The sequence below is a fragment of the Chitinimonas naiadis genome, from assembly GCF_054780835.1.
Genome location: NZ_BAAGVO010000005.1, coordinates 560,991 through 581,696 on the forward strand (window position 1 = coordinate 560,991; position 20,706 = coordinate 581,696).

Genomic DNA, 20,706 nt, shown 5'->3' on the forward strand with positions numbered 1-20,706 from the left:
CCAGATTATGCGATCAATCGGCCAGCCGCCAGGCCACCGTCTCGCCGGCCCGCAGTGGTACCAGGGTGTCACCGCCGACATAGGGCAGTTCGGCCGGTACGGCGAGCGCTTCCTTGACCAGGGTAATGGTGTCCGGATTGGCCGGCAGGCCATAGAACACCGGGCCAAACCGGCTGGCGAAGCCCTCCAGCTTGTCGAGGGCGCCGACGGCTTCGAAGGCCTCGGCATACAGCTCGATACCGTTGTTGGCCGTATACATGCCGGCGCAGCCGCAGGCAGCTTCCTTGGTGGTCTTGCCGTGTGGCGCACTGTCCGTACCCAGGAAGAACTTGGGACTGCCACTGGTCGCGACTTCAACCAGCGCTTCGCGATGGATCTCGCGCTTGAGCACCGGCAGGCAGTAGTGGTGCGGCCGGATGCCGCCCTGGAACAGGGCGTTACGGTTCATCAGCAGGTGGTGGGCGGTGATGGTTGCCGCCACATTGGCCGGTGCACTCCAGACAAAGTGGGCGGCCTGCTTGGTGGTGATGTGTTCGAACACCACCTTGAGGTTGGGGAGCTTTTCCAGCAGCGGCTTCATGACTCGCTCGATGAACACTGCCTCGCGGTCGAACACGTCCACGCTCGGGTCGGTCACCTCGCCGTGTACCAGCAGCGGCACACCGAGTTCGGCCATGGCCTTCAGCGTCGGCATGGCCTTGTTGATGTCGGTCAAGCCGGCATCGGAATTGGTGGTGGCGCCGGCCGGGTAGAGCTTGATGGCCTTCACGAAACTGCTCTCCGCCAGCTTGGCGACTTCCTCGGGCGGGGTGACGTCGGTCAGGTACAGCGTCATCAGCGGCTCGAAGCGCATGCCGGCGGGCAGGGCGGCCAGAATGCGTTCACGGTAGGCCGCCGCCTCCGCCACGGTACGCACCGGCGGCTTGAGGTTGGGCATGACGATGGCGCGGCCAAAGCGGCGCGCGGTATCCGGCAACACGGCCTTCAAGGCATCGCCATCACGCAGGTGCAGATGCCAGTCATCGGGGCGGATCAGGGTAAGTTGTGTCATGGCGGCAGCGGGAAGCGAATGGGAATACCGACATTATCCGGCAAGTGGCAGGGTTTGCCGATGGGTGACGTGGTGTAGATCCGCTAGCACCGCAGATTTTTCCGGTGGCTATCAGGCTGCAAGCGATATGCACATTGGCTTGGTGCCGTGTAGCCAAGTGAGTATTGGTGGAAGGCGCCTTCGGCTTTTCCACCCTACGAAAGAGCGCGCTGGAATGGCGAGATGCCGCCATGACATTGACTGATGATCGAAGCCACGAACGAGCGTCAGCGAGGCACCCCTGCGGCGGCAGGGGCGGGGGGGATGGGCTCTATGAAGCCCAGGAGCCGCTCTGTGAGCACCCACCGCTTTATAACGCCCGGCTGTGCCGGGCGAGGCACTGAACTACCAGAATACCCTGCAGTTCGAATGGTTACCGGCGCCGCAACCAGAACAGGAACTTCCCATCCGCCTGCTCGTGATGCGCCAGCTCATGTCCGGTCTGGCGGCAGAAGGCTTCGAAGTCGGCCGGGGTGCCGGGGTCGGTACAGACCAGGTGCAGCACGGTGCCGCTGGGCAGGTCGGCCAGCGCTTTCTTGGCGCGCAGGATGGGCAGGGGGCAGTTCAGGCCGGAGAGGTCGACGCTGAGATTCGCTTCGGGTGCAGACATGGCTGGACCAGGTAAGGGGTGAAGCGCAAATTATAGCGCCGTCGCCGGGCTGGCTTCGATACGGATCAATACCGATGGCTGGCGTGCGCTTAACGTTTGTTCTGATGCGCGCAGGACCAACGTCTGACCGGCGCGCATGAGGAGGTCGTCGCCTTGCAGCTCACCCTGTCGCAGATGGCAAAGTTGCAGGTCCGGGTGGTCGAGGCGCACGGACTGGCCTGCCTGCAGGTGTTCGATCGTCAGTTTCGCCCGGCCCCAATCCCGGGCGACCATCAGGTTGAAGTCCTGCAGGGCACCGTCCAGCAGCGTGCATGCCACCGCCTGCTCACCCTGAAAGGCGATGGGCGCGAGCGGCGTATCCAGCAACGCGGTACGGCCGTCGTCGAATTGCAGCCGCATGCCGGCACCGGCCAGCAGCATCAGTTGCCGGTCTACGCCAGGGAAGCTGGAAAACGGCCCGCCTTGCGCAACCTGGGCGATGGACAGGCGCAGGGCGAAGTCGTCCGGTCGCTCGGGATGGGCCAGGCGATACAGCTCGCAGGTGGTGCCGCCGCCGTTCTTCCACGGCATGGCGCGGTAGTCGTCGGGGCCGAGCAGGGTGCAGGTCATGCCGGGGTACTCATATATTGCCGCTGGCGGCTTGGCGCGAGGCACATGCTGGCCGACAATGCCGGCATGTGTCTGATCGCATTTCAATGGAACCCGGATAGTGCCAGCCCTTTGCTGGTCGTGGCCAACCGGGATGAGTTCTATGCCCGTCCGGCGGCGGCAGCAGACTGGTGGGACGATGGCATGACCCTGGCCGGTCGCGACCTGAAAGCGGGCGGTACCTGGATGGGTGTCACCCGGCAGGGGCGTTTCGCCGCCCTCACCAATTACCGCGATCCCAGCCGGGTAAAGGCGGATGCGCCGTCGCGCGGTGCGCTGGTGGCGGCCTTTCTGCAAGGCCAGGCCAGCAGCGCCGACTTTATCGGCGTGCTACGTCTCGACGCACCGCGATACAACGACTTCAACCTGCTGCTCTACGATGGCCAGCGCCTGCTGGGCTATGAGAGCCGGCAGGATCGGACGCTACGCTTTGGCCGTGGTATCCATGCCGTCTCCAACGCCGGCTTCGACACGCCCTGGCCCAAGGTGGAGATCCTGAAGGCCGGCCTGGCCCGCGATGCCGCAGATGACGACGCCCTGCTGGCCTTGCTGGCGGACCCCCGGCGGGCGGAAGACAGCCGCCTGCCGCAGACCGGCGTCCCGCTGGAATGGGAACGGGCGCTATCGGCCGCCTTTATCCGTACGCCGGACTACGGTACCCGGGCGTCCAGCCTGGTCCGCCTGGGCGGAGGGCGGGTTGCATTCACCGAGCGCCGGTTCACCGGCGGTGAGCCAGCCGGCGAAAGCCGCTTCGAATTTGCACTATCCTGAATGTCCATGAGCCACGATCACCACCATCCTCATCACAATCACGCCCACCATGCCAGCCGCCGACGCTTGTTGCTGGCGCTGCTACTGACCGCCGGCTACGCCGTGGTGGAGGCGGGTGGCGGGCTGTGGACCGGCTCGCTGGCGCTGCTGTCCGATGCCGGCCATATGCTGACCGACGCCGCAGCGCTGGGCCTGGCGCTGTTTGCGCAGATGGTGGCGCGGCGACCGGCCTCGGTGCGTAATTCCTACGGCTATGCCCGGGCCGAGGTGCTGGGCGCGCTGATCAACAGCCTCCTGATGCTGGCCATGGTCGGCTGGATCGCCTTCGAGGCCATAGGCCGGCTGATCAGCCCCAAGGAGGTCGACGGCGGCGGGGTCATGGTGATTGCGGTGATCGGCCTGGTCGTCAACCTGCTGGCGGCCTGGCTGCTATCGGGCGACAGCCACAACATGAACTCACGCGCGGCACTGATGCATGTGCTGGGCGACCTGCTGGGTTCGGTGGCGGCCATCGCGGCCGGTGCCATCATCTGGGCGACTGGCTGGAAGCCCATCGATCCCATCCTGTCGCTGCTGGTCGTGGTGTTGATCCTGCGCTCCACCTGGGCGTTGGTGCTGCAGTCCAGCCATGTGCTGATGGAAGGTGTGCCAGCTCATTTGGACCTCAATACCGTGGGGGCGACCCTGGCCGCACAACCTGGCGTGCAGTCGGTGCATGACCTGCATGTCTGGCATCTGGGGCCGGACCGGGTGGCGATGTCGGCCCATGTGGTGATCGACAACCCCGAGCTGTGGCCGAGGTTGCTGGCGGCCACCCAGACCCTGCTGGCCAAGGAGTACCAGATCGACCACGTCACGTTGCAGCCGTCCTGGCTGGGGCAGATTCCGCAGGGCAAGGTGATTCCGCTGACGTCGGTAGCGAGCACCGGCGCGACCGACCCGCATGCGCATGGCCAGCGTGACCACGATCATGGCAGCCATGATCATGCCCATGGTGGACATGGCCACAAGCACTGAGCGGTTCAGCGCTGGGTGGTCCTGGGTTTTCGCACCGGCTTGGCGGCCTGGGCACGCAGGCTGACGCCCAGTGCGCCACGACACCAGTCCAGCAGGTCCAGCCGTTCTTCCAGCGCTTCGTCCGCTATGCGGTAGTAGCTCATCTGCATGAGCCGGCCATCCTTGTACTGGTACTCGAAGGGTCCGCAACCCGCCGCCTGGTGGCGAGGCCGTGTTTCGGCATCGGCCTTGAGATAGAGCACCTCGTCCACCACGATGCCGAAGATCAGCCCGTCGCAGTAGATACCCCAGCCGCCGAACATGGCGCGACCGCTGACCAGGCCCATGGGGGCAAGCTGCTCGCATAGCCAGCTGACGAATTCATTGTGTTTCATGGCGATATTTCAAGGCGATCGGGTAGAAAAAAGCCGGCGATCTCGCCGGCTGGTGAGGGGGCCGGTCGGCAGTATCAGCCGTCCGCGTTGATCTGGGCGGTCAGCTCGGCCAGTACCCTGGCGGCGTCGTCGTTACCTACCTGGCAGGTGCCGGCGGCCTGATGCCCGCCGCCGCCGTATTTCAGGCACAGCTCGCCGACATTGGTCTTGGAACCGCGGTCGAGGATGGATTTGCCGACGGCGAATACGGTGTTCTGTTTGTCGCGGCCCCAGAGGATGTGGATGGAGATATTGGTCTCCGGGTAGAGCGCATAGATCACGAAGCGGTTGGTGGCGTAGATGGTTTCCTCATCGCGCAGGTCCAGCACCGCCAGGTTCTTGTGCACCGTGGTGCAGCGCTGCAACTGGTCCTTGGCCTTGGGTTCGTGCTCGAAATAGAGCTCGACCCGTTCGCGTACGTCCGGCAGGGTCAGGATGTCTTCGATGCCGTGGGTGCGGCAGTATTCGATCAGATCCATCATCAGCTGGTAGTTGCTGACCCGGAAGTCACGGAAACGGCCGAGGCCGGTACGGGCGTCCATCAGGTAGTTCAGCAGTACCCAGCCCTCCGGACTGAGGATCTCGTCGGCGGTGAAGTCGGCCGAATCGCCCTTGTCCACCGCCTCCATCATGTCCTCGCGCACGCGTGGGAAGGCCTTCTTGCCGCCGTAGTAGTCATAGACCACCCGCGCTGCCGATGGCGCGCTGGGGGTGATGACGTGGTTGTCGCGTTTTTCGTTACGGATGGTTTCGGACAGATGGTGGTCGAAGGCGAGATGAATGCCGGGTACGTAGGGCAGGTTGGTACTGATGTCGCGATCGCTGACCTCGACCTTGCCGTCCTGCATGTCCTTGGGATGCACGAATAGGATATCGTCGATCATATCCAGCTCCTTGAGCAGGACGGCGCAAACCAGGCCGTCGAAGTCGCTGCGGGTAATCAGACGGTATTTCTTGGACATGGGGACTGCTCCTAGGGGGTCTCGGCGATGGCGGGGCTGCTGTAGCGGTTCAGTATCAACTTCAGTTTGGGACTCGCCGCGAGTTTTTTCCAGGCGACATTCAATTTCTCCCAGCGTGCTGCAGGGAGTTGGCGTGACGCCAACAGGTGCATGTCGAGCTGCAGGCTCTCCAGCGGTTGCCAGCGCAGCTGAGGGCTTACGCCCAGGCGGCCGGCTGCCGCCTGCAGCGAGCTATCGATACCAAACACGAAACGGCCACGGCCCAGCAGCAGCTTTTGCAGCATTTGCTGGCTGTCGATCGGGGCGGCGTCCAGTACCAGATTCGTCTGCTTGAGCAGGAAGGCATGCGGCGACGAGCCGGGGCTGACCAAGATGGTGGCGTCCGGGCCCAGGGCGGCCAGTTGGCCGAAGTGATCGATGCGCAGGGCCTCGTCATGGCGGCCCAGCAAGCGCAGGCGCACGGTGTGGATGGCGGGTTCGAGCACGCGGTAGCGGGCCATACGCTCTGGCGTCTTGGCGCTGAGTGCCAGGTCCAGCCGGCCGGCATCTACCTCTGCCACCACGCGCTTGACCGGCATGAACTGGTCCAGGCCGGTGAAATGCAGGCTGGGATCGATGGCTTCCAGCTCGCGCAGGAGGTCGATCTCGATCCCGCCGGGCTTGCCGTCGATCAGGTAGGTATAAGGCGGGGAGTTGCCCACGCCGACCCGCAATGGCGGGTCCTTGGCCCAGACCTGGCTGAGAGACAACAACAACAGCCAGGCCCAGTAGCGCATGCTGGATCAGGCGCTAGGCTGCTGCTTTACGACATTCATGGCGGTGGCCACGATGCTGGCCACGTCGGCCGCGTTGCTAGGCAGCAGCATGGTGGTGCCTTCCTTGGCGATATTGCCAAAGGCGCCGATGTACTGCTCGGCCACCTTGAGGTTGACCGCTTCCATGCCGCCGGGCTGGCGTATGGTCTGCGCCACCATGTGGATCGCTTCGGCGGTGGCGCGGGCGACCAGGCGGATCGATTCCGCCTCGCCCTCGGCCCGGTTGATGGCGGCCTGCTTGTCACCTTCGGAGGCGTTGATCTGGGCCTGCTTCTCGCCTTCGGAGCGCTGGATCGAGGATTCACGCTGGCCGGTGGCGATATTGATCTGTTCCTGCTTGCGGCCCTCGGAGGCGGCGATCAGCGCGCGTTTCTCCCGTTCGGCGGTGATCTGCGCCTGCATGGAGTGCAGGATTTCCTTCGGCGGGGTCAGGTCCTTGATCTCGTAGCGCAGGACCTTCACGCCCCAGCTGGTGGCGGCTTCATCGAGCGCAGCAACGACGCCGCCATTGATGTGGTCGCGTTCCTCGAAGGTCTTGTCCAGTTCCATGCGGCCGATGATGGAGCGCAGCGTGGTCTGGGCCAACTGGGTGATGGCCACCACGTAGTTGCTGGAGCCGTAGGAGGCGAGCTGCGGATCGGTCACCTGGAAGTACAGGATGCCGTCGACCTGCAGCTGGGTATTGTCCTTGGTGATACAGATCTGGCTCGGTACATCGAGCGGGATCTCGCGCAGGTCATGGCGGTAGGCGATGCGATCGACAAAGGGCACCACGATGTTGAGGCCCGGCGTGAGCAGGCTGTGGAAGCGACCGAGCCGCTCGACGATCATGGCGTGCTGCTGCGGCACTACCTTGAGTGACTTGACGGCGAAGATCAGGGCAACAACGAACAGTACGACGGCGATTTCCATCTAAGCTCCCGGATTTTTTGGTTTTGTATGGTTTTGTCTATATAGGCGTGGATGTTCAGGCCGCGTGAGCCGCACCTGGGTGCGGCGCTACGATCAACGTGTTGCCGCGCTGGCCCACGATATAGAGTGGCGCGGACTTGTCGGCAGCCGGGCTGGCCAGTTCGGCATCCCAATCGGTACCGCGATAACGCACACGGGCGACGGTATCGGTTTTCCAGGCCGATACTTCGACCTGCTGGCCCAGGTCATAGGCGTGATTGTCGGCCGCAGGTTTGACAATAGGATGTCGGCGCAGCCAAAGGGTTCCGCCGATGGCGCAGAGCGCTGCGGCGATCAGTTCCGCCGGCAGGCCGAAGCCCAGCCAGGCCACCAGGCCACCGATACCGGCGGCAATACCGTAGACCAGCAGATAGAATGTGCCGGTGAGCATTTCTGCTCCTGCCAGCGCCAGACCCAGGACCAACCAGACGATATAGTTTTGCATTGCTCGCTTTGCGTGGTGGAAGAAACCTCGTTACCGCTTTTATAACGCGGCGGCAGGTCGGCGACTAGGGCCTGTCACCAACTATTCATGGTTCTGTTGCATCGCGCCCGGTCCGGCTGGGGCAAGCTGTGCGGGGCTTATCAGACAAGCAGCGAGGCGCTGTTGGCGGGCAAGTACCTTTCTGTCGTACAATACGGCCCCTTTGCCGTTCATATTCAGGCACTTAACACCATGCTTTACCCAGAACGTTTCGATGTGATCGTAATCGGTGGCGGCCATGCCGGCACCGAGGCCGCGCTGGCTGCTGCCCGCATGGGCGTGCGCACCCTGCTGTTGAGCCACAATATCGAGACGCTGGGGCAGATGAGCTGCAACCCCTCGATCGGCGGCATCGGCAAGGGCCACCTGGTGAAGGAGGTCGATGCGCTGGGCGGTGCCATGGCGCTTGCTACCGACATGGGCGGCATCCAGTTCCGCACCCTCAATTCCAGCAAGGGACCCGCCGTACGGGCGACCCGCGCGCAGGCCGATCGGGTGCTGTACAAGGCCGCGATCCGCAGCATGCTGGAGAACCAGCCCAATCTGACCTTGTTCCAGCAGGCCGTGGACGACATCGTGGTCGAAGGTGAGAAGGTCGTGGGGGTCATCACCCAGATCGGCATCCGCTTCGAGGCGCCGACGGTGGTCCTGACGGCCGGTACCTTCCTGGCCGGCAAGATCCATGTCGGCCTGGAAAACCATACTGGCGGCCGTGCCGGCGACCCGGCCTCGGTCACGCTGTCGTCGCGCCTGCGTGAACTGAGCCTGCCGGTCGGTCGGCTCAAGACCGGAACGCCACCGCGCATCGACGGCCGCAGCATCGACTTCAGCCTGCTGGAAGCCCAGCCCGGCGATGACCCGACGCCGGTGTTCTCTGTCCGTGGCAATCGCGCCATGCACCCGCGCCAGCTGCCGTGCTGGATTACGCACACGAATGAGCGTACCCACGAGATCATCCGCAGCGGCTTTGACCGTTCGCCGATGTTCACCGGGGTGATCGAAGGCGTCGGTCCGCGCTACTGCCCGTCCATCGAGGACAAGATCAATCGCTTTGCCGACAAGGATTCGCACCAGATATTCCTGGAGCCGGAGGGCCTCGATACGCACGAGTTCTATCCCAACGGGATCAGTACCTCGCTGCCCTTCGATATCCAACTGGCGGCGGTGCGCTCCATCCGCGGCATGGAGAACGCCCATATCCTGCGGCCAGGTTATGCGATCGAGTACGACTACTTTGATCCGCGTGCGCTCAAGGCCACGTTCGAGAGCAAGGCCATCAACGGCCTGTTCTTTGCCGGCCAGATCAATGGCACCACCGGCTACGAGGAAGCAGCCGCCCAGGGTCTGTTCGCCGGCCTCAACGCTGCGCTGCAGGTGCAGGGCAAGGATGGCTGGACGCCAGGTCGCGACCAGGCCTACCTCGGCGTGCTGGTCGACGACCTGATCACCCGTGGCGTGTCCGAGCCCTACCGCATGTTCACCAGCCGCGCCGAATTCCGCCTGCAGTTGCGTGAAGACAACGCCGACCTGCGCCTGACCGAGGATGGTCGTCGCCTGGGTGTGGTGGGGGACGCGCAGTGGGACCTGTTCTGCCGCAAGCGTGATGCCGTGGCGGCCGAGCTGGAAAGACTGAAGTCGACCTGGGTCAACCCGCGCTTGGTGACGCCGGAGGATGCCGAGCGGGTGTTCGGCCAGCAGATCGAGCGCGAGTACACCCTGGAACAACTCTTGCGTCGTCCGAACGTGGACTATGGCAAGCTCCTGACCTTGCCGGTCGCCGGCGAGCCGGTGACCGACCCCCTGGTGGCCGAGCAGGTCGAGATCCAGGTCAAGTACGCCGGCTATGTGGAGCGCCAGAAGGATGAAGTGGCGCGCCGTAGCGAGATTGAAGAGGTACGCTTGCCCTCGGACTTGGACTACGGCAAGGTGCCGGGGCTGTCCAAGGAAGTCCAGCAACGCCTGAACCAGGCGCGGCCGGAGACGCTGGGGCAGGCATCGAGACTGCAGGGCATGACGCCAGCCGCGATTGGTTTGCTGCTGGTACATCTAAAACGTGGCTTCAAGGCCGCCCAAGACGATATAACGACCAAGACCGCATGATCGGCCAACAACAAGAATTGCAGCTGAGGGATGGATTGCAGGCGCTGGGCCTGTCGCTCGATGACGCGACGGTGGGCCGCCTGCTGGCTTATCTTGGCCTCCTCCTGAAGTGGAACAAGACCTATAGCCTGACGGCCATTACCGAGCCGGAACGCATGGTCTCCCACCATTTGCTGGACAGCCTGGCGGCCCTTGCGCCGGTTGCCGCTCGCAGCCCGCAACGCGTGCTGGATGTTGGCAGTGGTGGCGGACAGCCGGGTATTCCCTTCGCCATTCTGCAGCCGGATTGGCAGATCACCCTGCTCGATAGCAACCACAAGAAGACCGCCTTTCTGCAGCAGGCCGTCATCGAGCTGGGCTTGAAGAACGTGACCGTGGTGTGCGACCGGGTCGAGAACGTGGCGGTCGAGGGCGGTTACGACCTGATCACCTCGCGCGCCTTTGCCGACCTGGCCGATTTTGTCCGCCTGACCCGCCAGTTGTTGGCCACGGGCGGCCATTGGGCCGCACTGAAGGGCGTGCAGCCGTTCGAGGAAATCGCCGCCCTGCCAGCCGATATCGCGTCCGACATCCAGCCGTTGGCCGTGCCTGGCCTGGGCGCCGAGCGCTGCATTGTCTGGATGGGGTTGAAAGCATGAGCCGCGTCCTTGCCATCACCAACCAGAAAGGTGGCGTCGGCAAGACCACCAGTGCCGTGAACCTGGCCGCTGGGCTGGCCCAGGCCGGCAAGCGGGTACTGCTGATCGACCTGGACCCGCAGGGCAATGCCACCATGGGTTGCGGCGTGGACAAGCAGGGCCTGGGCCGCAGTGTCTACCACCTGTTGCTGGGCCATGCCGAGCTGGAGGATGTGCGCGTCACCACCGAACATGAGTTCGATATTCTGCCGGCCAACCGCGAACTGGGCGGAGCCGAGGTCGAGCTGATCGAGGTTGAGCACCGTGAGGTGCGGCTGCGCATCGCGCTAGACAGCGTACGCCAGCAGTACGACTTCATTCTGATCGACTGCCCGCCGGCCCTGAACATGCTGACTCTGAACGGGCTGGCCGCGGCCGATGGCGTGATCATCCCCATGCAGTGCGAGTACTACGCACTGGAAGGCCTGACCGATCTGGTCAATACCTTGCGCAAGGTGCGGCTGGCGATTAATCCGCGGATCGAGATCGACGGCCTGCTGCGTACGCTCTATGACCCGCGCTCGACCCTGGCACAACAGGTGGTGGCCCAGTTGGCCCAGCACTTTGGCGACAAGGTGTTCAAGACGGTGATCCCCCGCAATATCCGCTTGGCGGAAGCCCCGAGCTTCGGCAAGCCAATTTTCTCCTATGACAAGTCCTCGCGCGGTGCGCAGGCATATCGCGAGCTGGCCGACGAGCTGATCGCACGCTTTGGAAAGTAAGAAGATGGCCAAACTCAAAGGTCTTGGACGTGGTCTGGATGCGCTGCTGGGCAGCTCGGCACCGGCCGAGGACAAGTTGCAGACCCTGCCTGTCCACCATCTGCAACCGGGTAAATACCAGCCGCGCAGCCATATGGACGAGCATGCGCTAGCGGATCTGGCCGAGAGTATCCGCACCCAGGGTGTGATCCAGCCTATCCTCGTGCGTGAGATTGGTGTTGATCGCTACGAGATCATCGCCGGTGAGCGCCGTTGGCGCGCCTCGCAAAAGGCCGGCCTGAGCGAAGTGCCTGTGGTGGTGCGCAAGGTCTCGGACGAAGTCGTGCTGGTGATGGCCCTGATCGAGAACATCCAGCGCGAGAACCTGAACCCGCTGGAAGAAGCGATCGGCCTGCAGCGCCTGATCGACGAGTTCGGCATGACCCATGAGGCCTGTGCACACGCGGTGGGCAAGTCGCGCTCGGCAGTAACCAACCTGCTGCGTCTCTTGAACCTGGCCGAGCCAGTACGTGACCAGTTAATGCAGGGCGCGCTGGACATGGGCCACGCCCGCGCCCTGTTGAGCTTGCCGGTACTCAAGCAGATCGAGACCGCCAAGCTGGTGGCCGAGAAAGGCCTGTCGGTCCGCGAGACCGAGAAGCTGGTGCAGGTGCTGCTGGCGGGCCAACCGGCACCGGCGGCCGTGATGCAGAAGAAGGTCGATCCTGATCTCGCACGGCTGCAGACCGACCTTTCCGACAAGCTGGGCGCCAAGGTGCAGATTGCCGCGGGCCGCAAAGGCCGGGGCAAGGTCACCATCGAATATGGCTCGCTGGACCAGCTCGATACCCTGCTGGAACTGCTGGGCAAGTAAGTTACTCGGCCGCGCGTAGTCGCCTGCTGCCCCCTACAATACGGAATTCATCCGAAAAAACAGGCGATTACGCCCCGTTATCGGGCGCTCGGCTTGACCTATGCACCAACAAAACGCTAATATCCGCGAGTTTTCTCGGCCGCTTGATCCGGCCGAAAAACTGAGGAAACAGATACGCGCCGTGCTGCTCGTGATGTCGATCCTGACCGGGATCGTTGCCGCGACAGCATTTTTTATCGCCGATGCCAAAGCGATGCTCGCTGCCCTAGCCGGTGGTTTGAGCCAGATCGCAGCGGTGTTTGCCTATGGCCGTATCAGCCGATTCCGAGGAATTCCGGCCCCGAAAGCGATGCTCGCCCAGTTCTTACTGGCGGAAATCGTCAAGCTTGTCGTCGCGCTGATGCTCTTGCTCGCCGGCTTCATGTTTTTCGGGGCGAATGCACTGTGGTTCGCCGGTGCATTCGTAGTCGCCCTGGCGGCTTATTTGCTGGTACTTATTTCCAAATAAATCACTGCTCAAACACTATGTCGGCTGAACACCACGCACCTGCCAACGCGACAGAATACATCCAGCATCACCTGCTGAATCTGCGCGCCAACTATGATCTCGCCGCCAATGATCCTGGCAACCTCCATCTGGACACGTTCTGGATCGCCTTGTTCCTGGGCTTCGTGTTCGTGGCCGTATTTGGCCTGGTCGCACGTCGCGCCTCGGTCGACAAGCCGTCCAAGTTCCAGCTCTTCATCGAGCTGGTGGTCGAGCTGGTGCAATCGAACGTCAAGGAAATCTTCCACGGCAAGAGCACTTTGGTCGCCCCGCTGGGCCTGACCGTATTCGTCTGGGTGGTCCTGATGAACGCCATGGACTTCCTGCCGGTCGACCTGCTGCCGCGTATCGCTGGCGAGCTGGGCCTGCAACACCTGAAGGTCGTGCCGACCGCTGACATCAACCAGGGTCTGGCCATGTCGCTGTCCGTGGTGCTGCTGTCCATCGGCCTTGGCATCCAGGCCAAGGGCTTTGTCGGCTTCTTCGTTGAATTCTTCACCGCCCCGTTCCATGCCGAAAGCATCGGCATGAAGATCATCCTGCTGCCGGTCAACGCCGCCATGCAGTGTATCGAATACGGTTCGCGCATCCTGTCGCTAGCCCTGCGGTTGGTCGGCAACATGTTCGCCGGCGAACTGGTGTTCATGCTGATCGCCCTCTTGGGCATGGGTTGGACCGGTTTCGATGCAGGTTCGCTGCTGGGTGCGTTGGGCCAGGTTGTTGCCGGCTCTGCCTGGGCGATCTTCCACGTGCTGATCGTGATCCTGCAGGCATACATCTTCATGATGCTGACCATTGTGTACTGTGGTCTGGCTGTCGAAGAACACTAAGACATATTTCGTTTCACTTTTTTCTTTAAATCACCATCCTCAACTAGGAGTAACAAATGGAACACGCAGTCCTGATCGCTAACGTTCAGCAATTCACCGCTATCGCCATCGGCCTGATGATTGGTCTGGCAGGCGTTGGCGCCGCTATCGGCGTGGCTCTGGTTGGTGCCAAGTTCCTGGAAGGCGCTGCTCGCCAGCCGGAATCCGCCGCTGCCCTGCAACCTAAGCTGTTCGTTATCGCCGGTCTGGTTGACGCCATCTTCATTATCGCCGTTGCTGTGGCCCTGATGTTCGCCTTCGGTAACCCGCTGGTTGCTCTGATCAAGTAATTAACCCCGTTTAATCGAAAGGGTTAATCCATGAATCCAAATGCAACCCTGTTTCTGCAGGCGTTGGTCTTTGCGATTCTGGTGCTGTTTACGTGGAAGTTCATCTGGCCTCCACTGATCGCCGCACTGGAAGAGCGTGCCAAGCGCATCGCAGACGGCTTGTCCGCTGCTGACCGCGCCAAGCATGACCTCGAGCTCGCTGAAAAGCGTGCTGCCGAGGAACTGCGCAAGGCCAAGTCGCAAGCGTCCGAGATCATCGCCCAAGCTGAGAAGCGTGCCAGCAGCATCGTGGAAGAAGCCAAGGACGCAGCTCGCGTCGAAGGCGACCGCCTGATCGCTGGTGCCAAGGCCGAAGTTGACCAGCAAGTCCATCAAGCCAAGGAAGAACTGCGTCAGCAGGTTTCCGCCCTGGCCGTTGCCGGCGCAGAGAAGATCCTGCGTAAGGAAGTGGACGCCGCTCGTCACGCCGACCTGCTGTCTTCCCTTAAAGCGGAGCTGTAAACGCTCATGGCTGAACTCATTACCGTCGCAAGACCCTACGCCGAAGCCGTATTCCGGCTGGCGAAGGAAGCGAACAGCCTGCCGGCCTGGTCGGAGGCGCTGGCTGTACTGGCCGCCGCCGCGCAAGACCCGCTGGCAGTCGAGTTCGCCGCCAATCCGAAGTTCTCCGCGAGCCAGGTACAAGCGCTCCTGACCGAACTGCTCGGCGCGCGCGCCACCCAGCAGGTGAGCAACTTTGTTGCCACCGTGCTGGAAAGCCGCCGCTTTGCCCTGCTGCCCCACGTTGCCGAACTGTTCGAGCAACTGAAGGCGGCAGAAGAGGGTTCGGTTACGGCGCACATCGAGTCGGCCTTCGAGTTGACCGCTGCCCAGCTGGACGAAATCAAGTCCATCCTGACGGCGCGCGTCGGCAAGAAGATCGAGACCACTGTCAGCGTGAACACCGATCTGATCGGTGGCGTGCGCATGACCGTTGGTGATGACGTCATCGACGCCTCGGTGCGTGGCAAGCTGGCGGCCCTCGCGGCCCGCCTCACCAGTTAGGAGTGCAAATTATGCAATTGAATCCGTCCGAGATCAGCGACCTGATCAAGAGCAAGATTCAGAACCTGTCCGCTGGCGCAGAAAGCCGCACGACCGGTACCGTGGTCTCGGTGACCGACGGTATCGTCCGCGTGCACGGCCTGTCTGAAGTCATGCAGGGCGAAATGCTCGAATTCGTGGGCAACACCTTTGGCCTGGCACTGAACTTGGAGCGTGACTCCGTTGGCGCCGTTATCCTGGGTGACTACGAGCACATTTCCGAAGGTTCGGAAGTCAAGTGCACCGGCCGCATCCTGGAAGTACCGGTTGGTCCGGAACTGAAGGGTCGCGTCGTGAACGCCCTGGGTCAGCCTATCGACGGCAAGGGCCCGATCAATGCTTCGGGCACCAGCCCGATCGAAAAGATCGCCCCTGGCGTTATCGCCCGTCAATCGGTGTCGCAGCCGCTGCAAACCGGTATCAAGGCGATCGACGCCATGGTGCCAGTTGGTCGTGGTCAGCGTGAACTGATCATTGGTGACCGTCAGACCGGCAAGACTGCCGTTGCGCTGGACGCGATCATCAACCAGAAGGGTAACGGCGTTACCTGTATCTACGTTGCTATCGGCCAGAAGGCTTCGTCGATCGCCAACGTGGTGCGCAAGCTGGAAGAGCACGGCGCGCTGGACCACACCATCGTGGTTGCCGCCTCGGCTTCCGAATCGGCCGCGATGCAGTACCTGTCGCCTTACGCCGGTTGCGCCATGGGTGAGTACTTCCGCGACATCGGTGAAGATGCACTGATCGTGTACGACGACTTGTCCAAGCAAGCCGTTGCCTACCGTCAGATCTCGCTGCTGCTGCGTCGTCCGCCGGGCCGTGAAGCTTACCCGGGTGATGTGTTCTACATCCACTCGCGTCTGCTGGAACGTGCATCGCGCGTCAACGAAGACTACATCGAGAAGATCACCAACGGCGCCGTGAAGGGCAAGACCGGTTCTTTGACCGCCCTGCCTATCATCGAAACGCAAGCCGGTGACGTGTCCGCCTTCGTGCCGACCAACGTGATCTCGATTACCGACGGCCAGATCTTCCTGGAATCGGACCTGTTCAACGCTGGTATCCGCCCCGCCATCAACGCCGGTATCTCGGTGTCGCGCGTCGGTGGTGCAGCCCAGACCAAGGTCGTCAAGAAGCTCGCCGGTGGTATCCGTACCGCTTTGGCCCAGTACCGTGAACTCGCTGCCTTTGCCCAGTTTGCTTCCGACCTCGACGAAGCAACCCGCAAGCAGCTGGACCGCGGCCGTCTGGTGACCGAACTGCTGAAGCAGAACCAATACGCCCCGTTCAAGGTATCGCAGCTGTCCGTGACCCTGTACGCGGTGGAAAAGGGTCTGGCTGATGATGTGCCGGTCGAGAAGGCCCTGGCCTTCGAATCCGCGCTGTATGCCTATGTGAAGGCCAACCATGCCGAAATCATCGCTGAGATGGACGGTAAGGGTGAGCTGTCTGGCGACAACGACAAGAAGCTGGCGGAAGCCATCAAGTCGTTCAAGGCCAACGGCGCTTTCTGATTTGATCTAACGAGAGAAAGGTCAAGTCATGGCAGGCGGCAAAGAAATTCGCAACAAGATCAAGAGCGTGCAAAACACGCGCAAGATCACCCGCGCCATGGAAATGGTAGCCGCGTCCAAGATGCGCAAGGCCCAAGCCCGGATGAAGGCGGCTCGTCCTTACGGTGAAAAAATCCGTAATGTGACCGCCCACCTGGCCCAAGCCCTGCAGGACTACGCTCACCCGTTCCTGACCAAGCGTGCGCAAACGAAGCGCGCCGGCATTATCGTGGTAACGACCGACAAGGGTCTGTGTGGTGGCCTCAACACCAACGTGTTGCGCACCTCGCTGAACCAGATGAAGGCCTGGCAACAGGCCGGCATCGAAGTCGATGTCACCGCCATCGGTAATAAGGGCTTTGGCTTCATGCAGCGCGCTGGCGCGCGAGTGACCTCGCACGTCACGCAGCTCGGTGATACGCCGCACCTCGACAGACTGATCGGACCGGTCAAGGTAATGCTTGATGCTTACCTGGCTGGCGAGATCGACGAACTGCATATCGTTTACACCCGCTTCATCAACACGATGAGGCAGGAACCGGTGATGGAACAACTCCTGCCGGTGCCGGCAGACCGCATGAAGCCGGTCAGCGAGCACCCGTTCGAGTACATCTACGAACCGGCGCCCGAAGTGGTGATCGACGATCTGCTGATTCGTTATATCGAGGCGCTGGTGTACCAGGCAGTGTCCGAAAACATCGCTTCCGAACAAAGCGCGCGGATGGTGGCCATGAAGGCCGCTTCCGACAACGCCGGAACGGTGATTGATGAGCTCAAGCTGGTCTACAACAAGACCCGCCAGGCAGCCATCACCAAGGAACTGTCGGAAATCGTCGCCGGTGCAGCAGCGGTTTGATCGCAGCGCGGAACAGTATTTAACATTAAGGAATGCAACGATGAGCCAAGGTAAAATCGTGCAAATCATTGGCCCGGTGGTTGACGTGGAATTCCCACGCGACGCCATGCCAAAGGTATTTGACGCGCTGACGCTGGCCAGCCCGGAACTGACGCTGGAAGTTCAGCAGCAGCTGGGTGATGGTGTGGTCCGTGCAATCGCCATGGGTACGACCGATGGCGTGAAGCGCGGCCAGGCTGTGCTGAACACCGGCAACCCGATTTCGGTGCCGGTCGGCAAGGCTACGCTGGGCCGTATCATGGACGTGCTGGGCAACCCGGTGGACGAAGTCGGTCCCGTGGTGTCCGAAGAGCGTTGGTCCATCCACCGCAAGGCCCCGAAGTTTGACGAACTGTCGAGCTCGGTGGACCTGCTGGAAACCGGTATCAAGGTGATCGACCTGATCTGCCCGTTCGCCAAGGGCGGCAAGGTGGGTCTGTTCGGTGGCGCCGGTGTGGGCAAGACCGTGAACATGCTGGAACTCATCAACAACATCGCCAAGGCTCACTCGGGTCTGTCGGTGTTCGCTGGTGTGGGTGAGCGTACTCGTGAAGGTAACGACTTCTATCACGAGATGGCTGACTCTGGCGTTATCAAGCTGGACAACCTGGCCGAATCGAAAGTGGCCATGGTTTACGGCCAGATGAACGAGCCTCCCGGCAACCGTCTGCGCGCTGCGCTGACCGGTCTGACCATGGCCGAGTACTTCCGCGACGAGAAGGACGAAAACGGCAAGGGCCGTGACGTGCTGTTCTTCGTGGACAACATCTACCGTTACACCCTGGCTGGTACCGAAGTATCCGCTCTGCTGGGCCGTATGCCGTCCGCCGTGGGCTATCAGCCTACGCTGGCTGACGAAATGGGCCGTCTGCAAGAGCGTATCACCTCGACCAAGACCGGTTCGATCACCTCCATCCAGGCCGTTTACGTCCCTGCCGATGACTTGACCGACCCGTCGCCTGCTACGACCTTCGCCCACTTGGACGCAACCGTCGTGCTGTCGCGTGATATCGCCTCGCTGGGTATCTACCCTGCCGTGGACCCGCTCGACTCGACCTCGCGTCAGCTGGACCCGCAAGTCGTGGGCGAAGAGCACTACTCGGTGGCCCGTGGCGTTCAGTCGACGCTGCAGCGCTACAAGGAACTGCGCGACATCATCGCGATTCTGGGTATGGACGAACTGTCGCCGGAAGACAAGCTGGTCGTGGCTCGCGCCCGTAAGATCCAGCGTTTCCTGTCGCAGCCTTTCCATGTCGCCGAAGTGTTTACCGGCGCACCTGGCAAGTATGTTTCGCTGAAGGAAACCCTGCGCGGCTTCAAGGGTATTCTGGCTGGCGAGTACGATCATCTGCCGGAACAGGCCTTCTACATGGTCGGCGGTATCGACGAAGCTGTCGAAAAAGCCAAGACCCTGGCATAAGGTAGCGAGATATGGCCATGACCATGCATGTGGACGTAGTAAGCGCTGAAGAGCAAATCTACTCGGGTACCGCTGAATTCCTGGCGGTTCCGGGCGAGATGGGCGAAATCGGCGTGCTGCCTCGCCACGCTCCGCTGCTCACCCGCATCAAGCCGGGTGTGCTGCGCATCAAGGTCGCCAACAGCAACCAAGAGGAAGTCCTGGTCTACGTGTCCGGTGGCATCCTCGAAGTGCAACCGCACGTTGTGACGGTACTTGCCGACACCGCGATCCGCGGCGGCGATCTCGATGAAGCAAAGGCGCTGGAAGCCAAGAAATTGGCGGAAGAAGCGCTGGCCAACCGCTCGGGTTCGATCGACTACGCCTCGGCTCAGGCCGAACTGGCGCAGGCTGTCGCCCAGCTGGCTGCGATCAAGAAGTTGCGCAACCGCGCCTGATCGGGCTTCGCAGTAACAAGAATAAAGGGCAAGCGTCAGCTTGCCCTTTATTTTTTCCAGGGTCGGCCGCGATAATCGGGGCTGACCCTTTTACTTGTCGAGTCCCGCCATGTCTTTGAACGTCATCATTCTCGCCGCCGGCCAGGGCAAGCGCATGAACTCCCGCCTGCCCAAGGTACTGCAGCCCATCGCCGGCAAACCCATGCTGGGCCATGTGCTCGATGCCGGCCGTGCGCTGGCCGCCGAGCGGCTGGTCGTGGTCTATGGCCATGGTGGCGAGCAGGTGCTCTCTGCCTTTCAGGGGCAGGCGGACATCCGCTGGGCGTTGCAGGCCGAGCAGCTGGGTACCGGCCATGCGGTGGCGCAGGCGCTGCCGGAGTGTGGGGAGGGTGTCGGGCTGATCCTGTACGGCGACTGCCCGTTGATCACGCCTGCCACGCTGCGTGCCTTGCTCGACAAGGCGGGCGAGGGCCGGTTGGCCGTACTGACAGCCATCATGGACAACCCGACGGGCTACGGCCGTATCGTCCGCAATGCCGAAGGCAAGGTGCAGAGCATTGTCGAGCAGAAGGATGCCGACGAGGCCCAGAAGGCCATTCGCGAGATCAACACCGGTTTTATCGCCGCACCGATGGCTAAGCTGCGCGACTGGCTGCCACGGCTCAAGAACGCCAATGCCCAGGGCGAGTATTACCTGACCGACGTGATCGCCATGGCGGTGGCGGACGGCGTGGTGGTCGATACCGTGATTGCGTCCGACCCCTACGAGCCGGCCGGCGTGAACGACAAGCGCCAATTGGCCGAGCTGGAACGTGTCTACCAGCGTCAGCAGGCCGACCGGCTGCTGGCGGCAGGCGTGACCCTGCTTGACCCGAGTCGCTTCGACCTGCGCGGCACGGTTCAGCATGGCCAGGACGTGGAGATCGACGTCAACGTGATCCTGGAGGGGACGATCAAGCTCGGCCATGGTGTGAAGCTCGGGCCGAACGTCTACCTGAAGAACGTCACGCTCGGTGACGGTGTCATCATCAAGGCCAACACCGTGATCGAGGACAGCGTGGTCGGGGCGGGTTCCGACCTGGGCCCCTTTGCCCGCGTGCGACCGGATTCGGTGCTCGGCGAGAAGGTCCATGTTGGTAACTTCGTGGAACTGAAGAAGGCGCGGCTTGGCAACGGCAGCAAGGCCGGCCACCTGGCTTATTTGGGAGATGCGGTAATCGGTGAACGGGTGAACGTCTCGGCCGGGGTGATCACCTGCAACTACGACGGCGCCAACAAGTTTGTCACCAGGATCGGCGATGACGCCTTCATTGGTACCGACAGCCAATTGGTGGCGCCAGTGACGATTGGCGATCGCGCCTATATCGCGGCGGGCTCCACGATCACCACCGATGCGCCGGCTGATGCATTGACCATCTGCCGGGCTCGTGGGCAGAAATCGATCGCCGGCTGGAAACGGCCGACCAAAAGCAAATAGATCGGGATTTCACAACCAAGCA

Annotated in this window: 24 protein-coding genes; 16 read left to right on the top strand and 8 right to left on the bottom strand. The window is 62.3% G+C overall.

Annotated features, from left to right (window positions below; genetic code table 11):
• Positions 1-13 precede the first annotated feature (13 nt).
• The 3 genes from pyrC to ACYVHK_RS18535 form a co-directional block, all read right to left on the bottom strand.
• A complete protein-coding gene (pyrC, locus tag ACYVHK_RS18525) occupies positions 14-1,051 on the bottom strand; it encodes a dihydroorotase (protein WP_460535132.1) in 1,038 nt (345 codons plus the stop codon).
• Between the two features lie 412 nt (positions 1,052-1,463).
• The gene (locus ACYVHK_RS18530) at positions 1,464-1,700 is read right to left on the bottom strand and encodes a sulfurtransferase TusA family protein (RefSeq protein WP_460535134.1); all 237 of its coding nucleotides are present in this window, start codon (positions 1,698-1,700) and stop codon (positions 1,464-1,466) included.
• A 30-nt stretch (positions 1,701-1,730) separates the two neighbouring features.
• Entirely contained in the window at positions 1,731-2,309 is a 579-nt protein-coding gene (locus tag ACYVHK_RS18535) for a HutD/Ves family protein (protein ID WP_460535136.1), read from the bottom strand.
• Positions 2,310-2,354: 45 nt separating this feature from the next.
• Here ACYVHK_RS18535 and ACYVHK_RS18540 point away from each other — a divergent pair, with 45 nt between their 5' ends.
• Together ACYVHK_RS18540 and ACYVHK_RS18545 are read left to right on the top strand one after the other, a co-directional pair.
• Entirely contained in the window at positions 2,355-3,119 is a 765-nt protein-coding gene (locus tag ACYVHK_RS18540) for an NRDE family protein (protein WP_460535138.1), read from the top strand.
• 6 nt (positions 3,120-3,125) lie between these two features.
• Complete coding sequence (locus tag ACYVHK_RS18545; RefSeq protein ID WP_460535140.1) at positions 3,126-4,136, top strand: cation diffusion facilitator family transporter; 1,011 nt, start codon at positions 3,126-3,128, stop codon at positions 4,134-4,136.
• Positions 4,137-4,141: 5 nt separating this feature from the next.
• On the opposite strand, the gene ACYVHK_RS18550 is transcribed toward ACYVHK_RS18545, so the two are convergent.
• The 5 genes from ACYVHK_RS18550 to ACYVHK_RS18570 all read right to left on the bottom strand — a co-directional run bounded on the left by ACYVHK_RS18550 (position 4,142) and on the right by ACYVHK_RS18570 (position 7,722).
• Complete coding sequence (locus tag ACYVHK_RS18550) at positions 4,142-4,510, bottom strand: TfoX/Sxy family protein (protein WP_460535142.1); 369 nt, start codon at positions 4,508-4,510, stop codon at positions 4,142-4,144.
• A gap of 74 nt (positions 4,511-4,584) precedes the next feature.
• Entirely contained in the window at positions 4,585-5,511 is a 927-nt protein-coding gene (locus tag ACYVHK_RS18555; protein WP_460535144.1) for an exopolyphosphatase, read from the bottom strand.
• A gap of 11 nt (positions 5,512-5,522) precedes the next feature.
• Entirely contained in the window at positions 5,523-6,287 is a 765-nt protein-coding gene (locus tag ACYVHK_RS18560) for a substrate-binding periplasmic protein (protein ID WP_460535146.1), read from the bottom strand.
• 6 nt (positions 6,288-6,293) lie between these two features.
• Positions 6,294-7,238: an SPFH domain-containing protein gene (locus ACYVHK_RS18565; RefSeq protein WP_460535148.1), complete on the bottom strand. Its 945-nt coding sequence runs from the start codon at positions 7,236-7,238 to the stop codon at positions 6,294-6,296.
• Positions 7,239-7,293: 55 nt separating this feature from the next.
• A complete protein-coding gene (locus ACYVHK_RS18570; protein ID WP_460535150.1) occupies positions 7,294-7,722 on the bottom strand; it encodes an NfeD family protein in 429 nt (142 codons plus the stop codon).
• 231 nt (positions 7,723-7,953) lie between these two features.
• Here ACYVHK_RS18570 and mnmG point away from each other — a divergent pair, with 231 nt between their 5' ends.
• The 14 genes from mnmG (at position 7,954) to glmU (ending at position 20,684) form a co-directional block, all read left to right on the top strand.
• Complete coding sequence (gene mnmG, locus ACYVHK_RS18575; RefSeq protein ID WP_460535152.1) at positions 7,954-9,861, top strand: tRNA uridine-5-carboxymethylaminomethyl(34) synthesis enzyme MnmG; 1,908 nt, start codon at positions 7,954-7,956, stop codon at positions 9,859-9,861.
• A complete protein-coding gene (gene rsmG / locus ACYVHK_RS18580; protein ID WP_460535154.1) occupies positions 9,858-10,499 on the top strand; it encodes a 16S rRNA (guanine(527)-N(7))-methyltransferase RsmG in 642 nt (213 codons plus the stop codon). Before mnmG ends, rsmG begins: the two co-directional genes overlap by 4 nt.
• Positions 10,496-11,260, top strand: a complete 765-nt coding sequence (locus tag ACYVHK_RS18585) for a ParA family protein (RefSeq protein ID WP_460535156.1) — start codon at positions 10,496-10,498, stop codon at positions 11,258-11,260. Before rsmG ends, ACYVHK_RS18585 begins: the two co-directional genes overlap by 4 nt.
• A gap of 4 nt (positions 11,261-11,264) precedes the next feature.
• Positions 11,265-12,113 (top strand): ParB/RepB/Spo0J family partition protein, encoded by an 849-nt coding sequence (locus ACYVHK_RS18590; RefSeq protein ID WP_460535159.1) that lies wholly within the window; start codon positions 11,265-11,267, stop codon positions 12,111-12,113.
• Positions 12,114-12,213: 100 nt separating this feature from the next.
• Positions 12,214-12,621, top strand: coding sequence for a hypothetical protein (locus ACYVHK_RS18595; protein ID WP_460535161.1), 408 nt, complete (start codon positions 12,214-12,216; stop codon positions 12,619-12,621).
• A 17-nt stretch (positions 12,622-12,638) separates the two neighbouring features.
• Positions 12,639-13,490, top strand: a complete 852-nt coding sequence (gene atpB / locus ACYVHK_RS18600) for a FoF1 ATP synthase subunit A (protein WP_460535163.1) — start codon at positions 12,639-12,641, stop codon at positions 13,488-13,490.
• A gap of 56 nt (positions 13,491-13,546) precedes the next feature.
• Entirely contained in the window at positions 13,547-13,819 is a 273-nt protein-coding gene (gene atpE, locus ACYVHK_RS18605) for a FoF1 ATP synthase subunit c (protein ID WP_460535165.1), read from the top strand.
• A 30-nt stretch (positions 13,820-13,849) separates the two neighbouring features.
• Complete coding sequence (locus ACYVHK_RS18610) at positions 13,850-14,320, top strand: F0F1 ATP synthase subunit B (protein ID WP_460535167.1); 471 nt, start codon at positions 13,850-13,852, stop codon at positions 14,318-14,320.
• 6 nt (positions 14,321-14,326) lie between these two features.
• Positions 14,327-14,863, top strand: coding sequence for a FoF1 ATP synthase subunit delta (locus tag ACYVHK_RS18615; protein ID WP_460535169.1), 537 nt, complete (start codon positions 14,327-14,329; stop codon positions 14,861-14,863).
• A gap of 11 nt (positions 14,864-14,874) precedes the next feature.
• Positions 14,875-16,416, top strand: a complete 1,542-nt coding sequence (atpA, locus tag ACYVHK_RS18620; RefSeq protein ID WP_460535171.1) for a F0F1 ATP synthase subunit alpha — start codon at positions 14,875-14,877, stop codon at positions 16,414-16,416.
• A gap of 28 nt (positions 16,417-16,444) precedes the next feature.
• On the top strand, positions 16,445-17,311 hold the full coding sequence (gene atpG, locus ACYVHK_RS18625) for a F0F1 ATP synthase subunit gamma (RefSeq protein ID WP_460535174.1): 867 nt from the start codon (positions 16,445-16,447) through the stop codon (positions 17,309-17,311).
• Positions 17,312-17,351: 40 nt separating this feature from the next.
• Positions 17,352-18,770 carry a F0F1 ATP synthase subunit beta gene (atpD, locus tag ACYVHK_RS18630; protein WP_460535176.1) on the top strand — a complete coding sequence of 473 codons (1,419 nt, stop codon included), beginning with the start codon at positions 17,352-17,354 and terminating at the stop codon, positions 18,768-18,770.
• Between the two features lie 11 nt (positions 18,771-18,781).
• Positions 18,782-19,207: a F0F1 ATP synthase subunit epsilon gene (locus ACYVHK_RS18635; RefSeq protein ID WP_460535177.1), complete on the top strand. Its 426-nt coding sequence runs from the start codon at positions 18,782-18,784 to the stop codon at positions 19,205-19,207.
• Between the two features lie 109 nt (positions 19,208-19,316).
• Positions 19,317-20,684, top strand: a complete 1,368-nt coding sequence (gene glmU / locus ACYVHK_RS18640) for a bifunctional UDP-N-acetylglucosamine diphosphorylase/glucosamine-1-phosphate N-acetyltransferase GlmU (protein WP_460535180.1) — start codon at positions 19,317-19,319, stop codon at positions 20,682-20,684.
• The last annotated feature ends 22 nt before the right edge of the window (positions 20,685-20,706 follow it).